Raw genomic sequence first — 11,712 nt, 5'->3', positions numbered from 1 at the left:
GCATGGCAACCGGAAACAAACGGCCCAACAAGGCCAAGCGCATTGTCGCCCAGCCCCTGTTCCGCTCACGGCAAGAGCGGCCAGCCAAAGGCAAAGGCAGTTACCGCCGAGACGGCTCCCACAAATGGGAGCCGTCGTCGTTTCCGGGGTTGGAAAAGTTGAACGTCGCTTGAGGCGAACTAGCCGTGCACGCTGTAGCACACCGCATCGGCCGGCATCGGCAGCTCGTCGACGGCATGAATGACCGACGCCGCCATGGCTTCTTCAGCGTTGAGGATGCGCGGCGCCGCGATCAGGCAGGTGGACACGTCCAGGGGCACGTCGGCCCCATAGGTGCGCTCATCGACGATGCGCGAATAAAGCTCCAGGTCGTAGTCCAGGCTCATGGCGTACTCGGACATCCGCGCATGGTCGACCGAGCCGTGCAGGTTCCAGTGGAAGGGGTGGAACAGGAACTTGCTGTGCTTGCAGGCGGTGCGCCGCTCGCCAGCGAGAAAGATGATGTTGCCCATGGACTCCACCGTGCCCAGGTTATGCGTATGCACCGGGATCGGCAGGGCGATCAGGAAGTTGTACAGCGAAAACCCATAGCTGCATTCGCCGCCCATGGTAGCGATCTTGATCACGATCTCCGAAGCGCCCTTTTGAACCGCCAGCGAGCACTTTTCGATCAGCTCGCCGGTGGAGGTGGAATTGATCGAGGAGGTGAAGTGCACGATATGTGTAGTCATGGATGACTGCTCTCCATGCGGCAATGTAAAGCCACGTAAGGTTGTTACGGGTAAAGCATAGGCGCTGCCCTACCTAAATGTGGAACCGGCCCCCCGCCGCGCAGTTCAGGGTGGTTGCCTTCAGGGGACGAACGGTCGATAAGCTTGTGCGATAGATACTGGCTCGCAACAGGTGAGACAGCAGCCCTGTTCGGAAGAAAAGCGAGAAGGCCCCGGCAAGTTTGTAGGAGAATTCGCCAAACCACTGTTCCCCCTGCTTGGAGATTTTCAGCAATGCCATTGCCTCGCTCGCTTGCCTGGCCGCTCTGCCTTGTTGCGTTGTGCACGTTCACGTCCATTGCTGTAGCGGCGGCGCCCAGCGCCAAGCACGCCCACCAACAGCCCCAGGCCAGCAAGGACATCGGCGTTTCGCTGCTCGCCGGCAAGCTGCGGTTCAAGCTGCCTGAAGGTTACCAAGGCACGGCGCTGCCGCCGGGCGATGCCAGCACGGGCACCGCTGGCGCGCAGGGCACGCTGTACATGAACGAAGCGCAGAAGCGCATCGTTGTGGCCACTCAAATCCCTCTGCACAACGGTACCGATGCTGGCGAGAACGATGATGCGTTCCTAGCAGGCGCCAGCGCAGGCTTTCTCACGCAACAGGCCCAGGCGCTGCCAGACTTCCATAAAACCCTCGAGAAGCGAGTTAGCCTCGGCGGGCTCGAGGCGCAGCAGATCGATGCCACCGCTACCATGGGCGGCGGCAAAACCCTGAGCACCTACTTCATCACCGGCGCCGGGCAGCAAATGGCGGTGGTACAGGTGATCTCCCGCGAAAGCGATCGCGCCGGGCATGAGGCGATGGTCCAGCGGATAACGGCCGGCGCCCCGTAACGCTGAAAACAAAAAGGGCGACCCTTTCGGATCGCCCTTCTAGTGCCCGGAAACCGGGGCTTTAAGCTGGTAGGCACAATTGGACTCGAACCAACGACCCCCACCATGTCAAGGTGGTGCTCTAACCAACTGAGCTATGTGCCTGCTGTGGCGCGGCATTCTACGGATATTCGAGCAGCTGTCAACGGTTATCGCCAGTGCTGCCCGAGACACATCACTGTCATAAAGCCATCATCTTGGCTTGTTACAACGCCCTGTCTTTATCCCGCACAGGCCGCCTTCGTGTTCAGATTCTTCCGCCGTTCCCCTTCCCGCCCTTTTTTACGCAGGTTCCGCATCGGCCTGCGGCTGTTCGGCGGCTTCGCCGTGTGCGCGTTACTGCTCAGTGGCCTGGGGTTGTTCTGCTTGAGCGAGATTCACGCGGTTCGCCATCAGGCGGAGGTGATCGAACAGGGGCCGCTTTCCAGCATCGCCCAGGCCGACGCCATTGCGCTGGACCTGGCCAAGCTGCGCACCGAGGCAGCCTTGCTGCTCAGTTCAGCCAACGATCCGGGCGAGAGGGTCAACCGGCGCATTGCCCTCGAACAATTGGCCAATAGCCTGGACTCAGCCTTCAGCAGTTACCTGGGCAGCCTGCAACCGGGCACCGAGCGTGAGGCGGTGGAGTTACTGCGCAGTGCTTATGCGCCTTTTCTGGCGGCGCTCAAGGAGGCGGCCTCGCTGATCGAGCAGCAACACGTTGCCGAAGGCATGCAAAAAGCCACCGACGCGCTCGGCCTGCAGGGTGGGCTGATGGACATGCAGGTGCAGCTGCTGCGCGAGCTCAACAAGCAAGCCAGCGCTGACGCCGTGCAGCAGGCCGCCGCTGCCGCGCAGCGGACCGCGCTGGTGGTGCCGGCCGTTACCGTGGTAGCGCTGCTGCTTATGCTGGTGCTGGCCTGGCGGATGACCCTGAGCATCACCGCACCGCTGCGCCAGGCCGTGCAGGTGGCACGGGCGATCGCCCAGGGCGACCTGCGTGATGCGGTCCATGGCGAAGGCAATGATGAGAGCGCCCAGCTATTGATGATGCTTGGGCACATGCGCGACCAGCTGCACGGGCTGCTCAGCCAGCTGGGTGACAGTGTGGATCGGCTCAACGGCGCCGCGCGGGACATGGGCGCGGTGATGCAGGGCAGCGCCCAGGACCTGAGCCTGCAGTACAGCGAAATCGAACAGGCTGCCACCGCGGTCAACCAGATGAGCACAGCCGTTGAGGCGGTCGCCGCCAATGCCCTGAGCACCTCGGATGCCTCGCGCAGCTCGGCCAGCGCCGCCTCCGCCGGCCAGGCTCAACTGGACGCGGCCATGGGCGACATCGACGTACTGGCCGGCCAGGTCGAAAGCGCCGCGGCCCAGGCGCGCAAACTGGCCAGCCAGACCCAGCACATCCACAAGGTGCTGGATGTGATCCGCAACGTCGCCGAGCAGACCAACCTGTTGGCCCTCAACGCCGCCATCGAAGCCGCCCGGGCCGGCGAGGTCGGCCGGGGCTTTGCCGTGGTCGCCGATGAGGTTCGTGGCCTGGCCCACCGCACCGGCGCGTCCACCCGGGAGATCGAACAGATGATGGGCGAGATCCGCGAAGGCACCGAGCTGGCCGTGCAGGCCCTGGCCGAAAGCGCCGCCCAGGCGGGCCGCACGCGGGCGCGGGCACTGACGGCGCGGGACACCTTGGGCAACATCTGCGAGGCCGTGATGGGCATCGACAGCCGTAACCAGGTGATCGCCAGCGCCGCCGAACAACAGGCGCAGGTGTCGCGGGACGTGGACGGCAAATTGCTGAAGATCCGCGACCTCTCGCTGCAAACCGCCACCGGCGCCACCGGCACCCGCAGCGCCAGTGAAGCCCTTGGCCGGCTGGCGGCTGAGTTGAAGCAGATGATGGGGCGCTTTGCATTGTGATCGACACGCGCCGCCTGTAGAGCGTGCGAAGCCCGCGAGCGGGGGAGCCTAGGTCCAAGCTCCGCCTGCTTCCACCATTCATCTCGATGCGGAGCCTGGCAACGACCATTGGCCCGGCCTCCCCCTGGGTTTCGCCGCCGACCTATAGGAGCATGCGAAGCCCGCGAACATTGGAACACCACCGATTCGCAGGCGTCCCCAGCTCCAACGGGCTTACAGCTCCACCCAACGCCCTTCGGCGGCGGAGGCACGGGCGGCATGGGCCAGGCGCTCGACTTCCCAAGCCTCCTGAAAGTCCACGCCGGTATGGCTGCCGTTGCCGGCCATGGCTTCGAGCAGGGCCCGCACTTCGAGGGTTTTTAGCTCGTTGTAACCGAGCTGGTGCCCCGCCGCCGGGCAGAAGGCGGCATAGCCCGGCAGCTGAGGCCCAGCCATCAGGGTACGGAAGCCCTCCAGGCCCGGCGCGGCCCCGGCCTGATAGAGCTTGAGCTCGTTCAGCCGCTCCTGGTTGTACAGCAGGCTGCCCCGGGTACCGCACACCTCCACCACCAGATGATTCTTGCGCCCATGCCAGAGCCAGCTGGTGCTCAGGCTGCCGCTGGCACCTTGGGCGAAGCGCAGCAGCACGTGGGCCTGGTCATCGACCTCGACCACCCGCAGGCCGCCCTGGTGAGGGCGGCGCGCATGCACCGTGTGCAGGTCGGCGCACACCCGCGCCACTGGCCCGAGTAGATAACGCGCCAGGCACAGCGCGTGGCTGCCTAGGTCGGCCAAGGCACCGCCGGCTTGGCCAGGTTCGCAACGCCAGGTAAAAGCGCCCTGTGGGTCAGCCATGAAGTCTTCGCTGAATTCGCCGCGAAACGTGGTGATCTCACCCAGCTCGCCGCTGTCGATCAGCGTCTTGGCCAACTGCAGCATCGGGTTTTGCAGGTAGTTATATCCCACCCGGGTGACGACGCCGGCCGCCCGCGCGGCGTCGCGCATCTGGGTGGCTTGCTCGAGGGTCACCGCCAGGGGCTTTTCGCAATACACCGCCTTGCCCTGGCCCAGCGCTGCCAGACCCATGGGGCAATGCAGCTGGTTGGGGGTAGTGATGGCAACCAACTGCACCTTCGGGTCTGCCACCAGCTGTTCCCAGCCAATGGCCTGTTCGAAGCCCCAGTTCCGAGCGCAAACGGCCGCCCGGGTGGGGTCTGCATCAGCCAGGCCGACCAGCCTGGGGCGCAGGGGTAGCTCGAACGCGCTGCGCGCGTGGTGGAACGCCAGTGCATGGGCTCGCCCCATGAACCCGGTACCGATCAAGCCAATGCCGACCTCATGCATGCTGCCTCCTGCGCCTAGCGCTTGATCTTGCGGGTATTGCGGTACTGGTCGATCACCACGGCGGCGACGATGATCACGCCCTTGATGATGTCCTGGATGTAGGCATCGACCCCCAGGAAGGTAAACCCACTGGCCATCACACCGAGAATGAGCGCGCCGATCACCGTGCCGGTGATGCGCCCTACCCCACCGGCCAGGCTAGTGCCGCCGATCACTGCCGCGGCGATGGCGTCCAGTTCATAAGACATGCCCATGCCGGCCTGGCCGGTGGCCGCCCGCGCCGAGGCGACGATGCCGGCAAGCCCCGCGAGCAGCCCGGCAATGCTGTACACAATGACCAGGTGGCGCTTTACGTTGATCCCCGACACCCGTGCCGCCTGCATGTTGCCGCCGATGGCATAGGTGTACTTGCCGTATTTGGTGTAGCGCAGGGCAATGTGGAAGATCACCGCTACCACCAGGAAAATGATCACTGGCGTGGCGCCGCTGCCGATAGCGGTGTAAGGGTCGGACAACATGCTGATGGGCTGCCCTTCGGTGTAGTAACGAGCCAGCCCTCGGGCAGAAACCATCATGCCCAAGGTCACGATAAACGGCGGAATGCCAGTGGCAGCGATCAGGCTGCCGTTGACCACGCCAGCCAGCAGGCCAACCCCAAGCCCCGCCATCACCGGCACCCAGACCGGCATGTCGGTCAACGAAGGGAACACCGCCCGGCTGAAATCCGAGGTCTGCGCAAGGCTTGCCGCGACCATCGCCGACAGGGCCAATACCGACCCGGACGACAGGTCGATGCCGGTGGTGATGATCACCTGGGTGACCCCGATGGCCAGCAAGCCAATCACCGACACCTGAAGGATCATCAGCACCAGGCGCTGGCCGTTGAGCAGAAAGCTTTGGTCGCGCAGCACCCAGCCGAACGCCTCGAAGGCCAGGCCGATACCTACCAGCACCAGCAGGATGCCCAACTCCGTGGGCAAGCGCCGCCGGCTGCGTGGAGCAGCGGTGGGGGCAGGGTTGTTTTCCACAATGGCAGTCATGTCGTGCTACCTCGGTTAGCGGTTTCGCCGGGTTTGCGGGCGGGCGCGGCCGCCCCGCCGTGCTTGATTCAGTGAAGCGCGCCCAGGCCGGAGGCCAGGTGCATGACCCGCTCCTGGGTCGCTTCGTGTCGATCCAGAAAGCCGGTGACACGGCCCTCGTGCATCACCATTACGCGGTCGCTCAGGCCCAGCACCTCGGGCAACTCCGAGGAAATCATCACCACCGCCAGCCCTTCAGCCGCGAGGTTGGCGATCAGCCGGTAGATTTCGGCCTTGGCGCCCACGTCGATGCCGCGAGTGGGCTCGTCGAGGATGAGAATCCGCGGGTGAGTCATCAGCCAGCGCGCGAGCAGGGCCTTTTGCTGGTTGCCCCCGGACAGGTTGGCGATGCATTGGTCCAGCGAAGGGGTTTTCACCCGCAGCTGCTTGCGCATGTCCTCGCACAGGGCGTGCAGGCGAGTGCTCTGGATAAACCCCGCGTTGGCAAAGTTGCCCAGCACCGCGACCTCCATGTTCTCGCCCACCGACAGGCAGGGAAATATCCCGCTCTCCTTGCGATCCTCGGTCAACAACGCCATGCCGTGGCGGATGGCCAGGCAGGGATCGTTCATGATCACCGGCTCGCCATCGATCAGGATGTGGCCAGAGGTCGCCGGGGTAATACCGAACAGCGTTTCCGCCACGTTGGTGCGCCCTGCGCCCATCAGCCCGGCGATCCCTAGCACCTCTCCGGCGTGCAAATCGAAGGACACGCCGCTGAACACGCCCTTGAGGGCCAGCTCCCGCACCGACATCAGCACCTGTTCCCGCGGCGCGGCGCGCTCCGGGAACATCTGCGTCAGCTGGCGCCCGACCATCATCGCCACCAGGGCATCGCCGTCCATGCTATCGGCCCGTTGCAGGCCGATGTAGTGGCCGTCCCGGAACACCGCCACCTCGTCGGCGATGCGAAAGACCTCGGCCATCTTGTGGGTGATGTAGATGATCCCTTTGCCCTGGGCCTTGAGGTCTTCGATGATCGAAAACAGATGGGCGACTTCCTTTTCGGTAATCGCCGAAGTGGGCTCGTCCATGATCAGCACGCCGCTGTCGTAAGACACCGCCTTGGCGATCTCCACCATCTGCCGGCCAGCGATGCTCAGGGTACCCACGGTGTCGTCGGGGTCCAGGTCGATGCGCAAGCGGTCCAGCAACGCCTGGGTCTGCCGGCGCATCCGCCGGTGATCCACCAGGCCCAGCGCATGTGTCGGTTCCCGCCCCAGCCAGATGTTCTCGGCGATGGTCATGAAAGGCATCAGGTTCAGTTCCTGGTGAATCATCGCGATCCCCGCCTGCTGCGCCTGAAGGGGGGCATCGAAGCGCACCGCAACGCCATTGAGGCGCAACTCGCCAACATCCGGCTGGTAGAGGCCGGCGATGATTTTCATCAAGGTCGACTTGCCGGCGCCGTTCTCCCCCATCAGCGCCAACACGGTGCCCGGCCGCAAACGCAATTGAACATTGGCCAAGGCTTTTACGCCGGGGAACGACTTGCTCACGTTGACGACTTCCAGCAGGTACCCCTCGCCGGCCGCCGGCAAGGGAGCGTTCACGGCGGGCGCCGTTGCAGAGGGGGCAGCAAGCATTCGCGGGATCTCCTCGCGGGTGTCAAACCTAGGCTCGAAGGGCGTTGCGGGGCATCAAGGCTTGTTGAGCGCCTGGAACTCGCCAACGTTATCGGGCGTGATCAGCCGGTAGGGGATCACCACGTGCTGCTCCACCGCCTGCTTGTTGATCAGCTTTTGCGCGGCGTCGAGGGAGCCTTCGGCCTGGCCCTTGGCGTCCTGGAACACAGACACCGTGAGCAGGCCTTTCTTGATCGAAGCCAGGCCGTCCGGGGTGCCATCCACCCCGCCCACGGGCACATCGGTGCGGCCCGCCTGGCGCAGCGCCATTGCGGCGCCAATCGCCATTTCATCGTTGTTGGAAAGAATGCCGTCGAGTTGCTTGCCGGCGGTCAACCAGTTGCTGGTCAGGTCCATGCCCTTGTCGCGCAGCCAGAGGCCGGTCTGCTCGTCGACGATCTTGATGCCGGGGTATTTGGCCAGCACTTCCTTGAAGCCCGCGGTGCGCGCATGGGTCGAGTTGTTGGAAAGTTCTCCCAGCAAGATGGCGACCTGCCCTTTGCCATTGAGCTTCTTGGCGATGTATTCCGCTTGCAGGCGCCCTGCTTCGTTGTCGTCCGAGGTCACCGTAACCACACCCTTGGGCAGGTTAGGGTCATCCGGGCGGCGGTTGATGAACACCAGCGGCACGCCGTGCTCGGTCGCCTCCTTGATCAGGGTGCCTGTCGCGGCGGTGTCCACCGGGTTGACGATCACCGCGGCCATGCCTTGGTTGACGAAGTTCTGTACCTGGCTCTGCTGCTTGTTCACATCGTTGCGGGCATCTTCGAATTGCAGCTGCACGCCGTCGGCCTTGGCTTTGCTCGCCAGGTATTCACGCACGTAGGTGAGGTAATTGTCGTCGAAGCTGGACATGCTCACCCCGATGCGGGTATCGGCGGCGGCCGTGCCGGCAGCGGCACTGGCGACGAGCAGTGAGAAGGCCGCCAGAACGAGCCGGGGCTTGAAGGGCATGAAGCGAGAAAGGTGGTTCATCGAGCGGTACCTGTCTTGTTGTTGTTCGATACGCGGCCGGGGCGCGCGTGACGGATCAAGGTTACCTGTGATGCAGGTTATTGGAATATATTTTCCATTTCAATCATTTTTCGTATAAATATTCTTTTTAGAGGCTTGAATCGGCGCGTAGAACGACGGCCGTTCAGGCAGGCTGATAGGTATCACAGCCGCCTGCTGCTGGGCCTGCACGCAGGCGTCGGCAGTGACCGCTGCCAGGTAGCCGTCCCACGCCGAGGGGCCACTCAACGCGCCGGTTGCCAGGTCGTCGACGAAGGCCTGCAACTCCACGTCGTAGGCGGCGATGAAACGGTCTTTCCAGTCCATGAGGATCTCGGTCGAGCGCCTCGCCTCGCTGCGCAACTGCACCGCCGAAGGCTCCGGCAACCGAGCGATGCCCTCCTCGCCCACCACTTCGCACTGGATGTCATAGCCATAACGGCAGTTGACGAACACCTCCACGTCGATGCGCACGCCCTTGGCGGTTTCCAGCAGCACGATCTGCGGGTCGCGCAAGGGCTCCCGCGCCTGTGAAGTACGGCGCGGGAACACCACTTGGGCGCTGACATACTGATCGTCGAGCAACCAGGCGAGCACGTTGATTTCGTGGATCAGCGTGTCGGTAATGGCCATGGCGGTGGTGTAGTTGGCCGCCACGGTGGGGTTGCGGTGGGCGGCGTGGACCATCAGCGGCGTACCGATGCGGTGGCTGTCCAGGATGGCCTTGAGCTGGCGGTAGCCTGCGTCATAGGGGCGCATGAAACCAACCTGCACCAGGCGCCTGCCGTGGGCCATTTCGGCCTCCACGATGCGCTGGCAACCCTGTGCGCTGACCGCCAGCGGCTTTTCGCAGAACACCGGCTTACCGGCGGCGATGGCGGCCAGCACGTACTCCTCGTGGCTGGGGCCCCAAGACGTCACCACCACCGCTTGCACCTGGCTCGAGGCGATCAGCGCGTGGCCGTCAGGGTATAGCTCAGCGGTCAGGCGTTGCTCGGCCACCACCTTGGCGGCCTGTTCCAGGTTGATGTCCGTCACCGCCACCACGCGGCTGCCGCGTAGGGTCTGGGTCAGCCGCCGGATGTGGTCCTGGCCGATGGCCCCGGTGCCGATAACGCCGATGTTCAAGGTCATGTCGCTGCTCTCTGTGCAGTGTTGTGCTTGTTCGCTGATCAGGTGTCAGTACTGCCGGGCGCGAGCGGTGTTCTCCTCAAGCAGGCGGGCGACGGCGGCGATGCGCTCGCTGCGCGACACCTGCGCCCCGCCCACGCGCCACCAGGAGAGGTAGCCATGGATCATGGTCTTGGGCAGTACCTTGACGTCGATCAGCGTAGAAACCGTTTGCTGGCGGGCATCGGCCAAGGCCGCCTCCAGTTCTTCGAGGGTGCGCGCACGGTAGGTCTTGCAGCCGTAGGCGGCGGCGCTCATGGCGAAGTCCACCGGGATCAACGGGCCGTCCAGCCGGCCGGTTTCAGGGTCGCGGTAGCGAAACTCGGTGCCGAAGCTGCCCATGCCGTGCCCCATCTGCAGGTTGTTGATGCAGCCGAACGCCATGTTGTCGAACAGGATCACGTTGATCTTGCGCCGCTCCTGGATCGAGGTGGCCAGTTCCGAGTGGAGCATCTGGTAGGAGCCATCGCCCACCAGGGCGTACACCTCCTTGTTCGGTTCGGCCAGCTTTGCGCCTAGCGCGCCGGCGATCTCGTAGCCCATGCAGGAGTAGCCGTACTCCACGTGGTAGGTGTTGACCCCTTGGCAGCGCCAGGCCCGCTGCAGGTCGCCCGGAAGGCTGCCAGCGGCGGCGACGATGATCGCGTCTTGCGCCAGCTGCTGGTTGAGCAGCCCGAGCACGCTGCTTTGGGTCAGGCTGGAGCCCGTCAGGGCGATAAACTCCTCGAACACCTCGGGCGGCAGGCCGTCGTTCACCTCCGGCACATACCCTTCGCCGCCGTAGCGCACGGCATACACGCGGTCGACTTCTTCCCGGTAGCGCGCCTGTGCATCGCTGACCTGCGCGCCCCAACCCGCCGTGTAACCCTCCGGCTGGAGCACGGCGGTCAGTGCTTCCAAGGCTTCACGGGCATCGGCCACCACCGCCGTGGCGTCGAGCTTGCCGGCGTCGAAGGGCGCGACGTTGATGTTCAGAAACGCCACTTGCGGGTGCTGGTACAGCCATTTGGACGAGGTGGTGAAGTCCGAATACCGGGTGCCCACGCCGATGATCAGGTCCGCTTCGCGGGCAAGGGTGTTCGCTGCAAGGCCGCCGGTTTCGCCAATGCCGCCCACGTTCAGCTCATGGCTGGAAACGATAGCGCCCTTGCCCGCCTGGGTTTCGGCGAAGGGGATCCCGAAGCGTTCGGCGAAGCGCTGCAGCGCCTGCGCCGCGTCGGAATACTTGACCCCGCCACCGCAGATCAGCAACGGCTTGCGCTTGCCGCGCAGCAAGCGCGCGGCGGCTTCGATGGCTGCCGTGGCCGGGGGCCGGCGATCCAGCCGATGCACCCGGCGGGCGAAGAAATAATCTGGGTAATCCCAGGCCTCACCTTGTACATCCTGAGGCAGCGCCAGGGTCACCGCGCCGGTGTCCGCCGGGTCCGTCAGCACCCGCATGGCGTTGATCGCCGCGCTCATCAACTGCTCGGGCCGGGTAATCCGGTCCCAGTACTTGCTCACGGCGCGGAAGGCATCGTTGGTGCTGATCGTCAGGTCGTGAAACTGCTCGATCTGCTGCAACACCGGGTCTGGCTGGCGGCTGGCATACACATCGCCCGGCAGCAGCAACAGCGGGATACGGTTGGCCGTGGCGGTGGCCGCGGCGGTGAGCATATTGGCCGCGCCCGGGCCTACCGAAGAGGTGCAGGCATAGATCTGCCGGCGCAGCTTCTGCTTGGCGAACGCCGTGGCCACGTGGGCCATGCCCTGTTCGTTGCGGCCCTGATGCACCACCAGTTGGCCGGGGTCTTGCTCCAGCGCCTGGCCAATGCCCAGCACGTTGCCATGGCCGAAGATCGTGAACACGCCGGCCACGAACTTGCTCTCCACGCCATCGATGCTGATGTACTGGTTATCGAGAAACTTCACCAGGGCCTGGGCCATGGTCAATCGGAGGGTAGTCATGGGGCACCTTTCCTTGCCAAGGCACAG

At 64.5% G+C, this 11,712-nt stretch carries 10 protein-coding genes and 1 tRNA gene; 3 read left to right on the top strand and 8 right to left on the bottom strand.

Translation table 11 applies throughout. The features are described from left to right. Positions 1–2 precede the first annotated feature (2 nt). On the top strand, positions 3–173 hold the full coding sequence (arfA, locus tag OGL93_RS12390) for an alternative ribosome rescue factor ArfA (protein WP_263262938.1): 171 nt from the start codon (positions 3–5) through the stop codon (positions 171–173). Between the two features lie 6 nt (positions 174–179). Here arfA and OGL93_RS12385 read toward each other — a convergent pair whose 3' ends face one another. Then, positions 180–731: an ATP-dependent Clp protease proteolytic subunit gene (locus OGL93_RS12385; protein ID WP_263262937.1), complete on the bottom strand. Its 552-nt coding sequence runs from the start codon at positions 729–731 to the stop codon at positions 180–182. Between the two features lie 273 nt (positions 732–1,004). On the opposite strand from OGL93_RS12385, the gene OGL93_RS12380 reads away from it, so the two are divergent. After that, the gene (locus OGL93_RS12380; protein ID WP_263262936.1) at positions 1,005–1,604 is read left to right on the top strand and encodes a hypothetical protein; all 600 of its coding nucleotides are present in this window, start codon (positions 1,005–1,007) and stop codon (positions 1,602–1,604) included. 67 nt (positions 1,605–1,671) lie between these two features. On the opposite strand, the gene OGL93_RS12375 is transcribed toward OGL93_RS12380, so the two are convergent. Continuing rightward, positions 1,672–1,748: transfer RNA gene (locus OGL93_RS12375), tRNA-Val, on the bottom strand. Positions 1,749–1,886: 138 nt separating this feature from the next. On the opposite strand from OGL93_RS12375, the gene OGL93_RS22245 reads away from it, so the two are divergent. After that, positions 1,887–3,548 carry a methyl-accepting chemotaxis protein gene (locus OGL93_RS22245; RefSeq protein WP_263262935.1) on the top strand — a complete coding sequence of 554 codons (1,662 nt, stop codon included), beginning with the start codon at positions 1,887–1,889 and terminating at the stop codon, positions 3,546–3,548. A gap of 213 nt (positions 3,549–3,761) precedes the next feature. Here the strand turns inward: OGL93_RS22245 and OGL93_RS12365 are convergent, their stop codons facing one another. The 6 genes from OGL93_RS12365 to iolD form a co-directional block, all read right to left on the bottom strand. Then, entirely contained in the window at positions 3,762–4,871 is a 1,110-nt protein-coding gene (locus tag OGL93_RS12365; protein WP_263262934.1) for a Gfo/Idh/MocA family oxidoreductase, read from the bottom strand. Between the two features lie 14 nt (positions 4,872–4,885). Next, entirely contained in the window at positions 4,886–5,911 is a 1,026-nt protein-coding gene (locus OGL93_RS12360) for an ABC transporter permease (RefSeq protein WP_263262933.1), read from the bottom strand. Positions 5,912–5,979: 68 nt separating this feature from the next. Next, positions 5,980–7,536 (bottom strand): sugar ABC transporter ATP-binding protein, encoded by a 1,557-nt coding sequence (locus OGL93_RS12355; RefSeq protein WP_263262932.1) that lies wholly within the window; start codon positions 7,534–7,536, stop codon positions 5,980–5,982. A 54-nt stretch (positions 7,537–7,590) separates the two neighbouring features. After that, the gene (locus OGL93_RS12350; RefSeq protein ID WP_263262931.1) at positions 7,591–8,550 is read right to left on the bottom strand and encodes a sugar ABC transporter substrate-binding protein; all 960 of its coding nucleotides are present in this window, start codon (positions 8,548–8,550) and stop codon (positions 7,591–7,593) included. Between the two features lie 99 nt (positions 8,551–8,649). Next, a complete protein-coding gene (locus OGL93_RS12345) occupies positions 8,650–9,702 on the bottom strand; it encodes a Gfo/Idh/MocA family oxidoreductase (protein WP_263262930.1) in 1,053 nt (350 codons plus the stop codon). 45 nt (positions 9,703–9,747) lie between these two features. Next, positions 9,748–11,685, bottom strand: coding sequence for a 3D-(3,5/4)-trihydroxycyclohexane-1,2-dione acylhydrolase (decyclizing) (gene iolD, locus OGL93_RS12340; RefSeq protein ID WP_263262929.1), 1,938 nt, complete (start codon positions 11,683–11,685; stop codon positions 9,748–9,750). Between the last annotated feature and the right edge of the window lie 27 nt (positions 11,686–11,712).

Origin of the sequence: Pseudomonas sp. RIT-PI-S (genome assembly GCF_025642975.1) — a bacterium.
Lineage (GTDB): Bacteria > Pseudomonadota > Gammaproteobacteria > Pseudomonadales > Pseudomonadaceae > Aquipseudomonas.
This window is presented reverse-complemented; position numbering and strand designations above follow the sequence as displayed.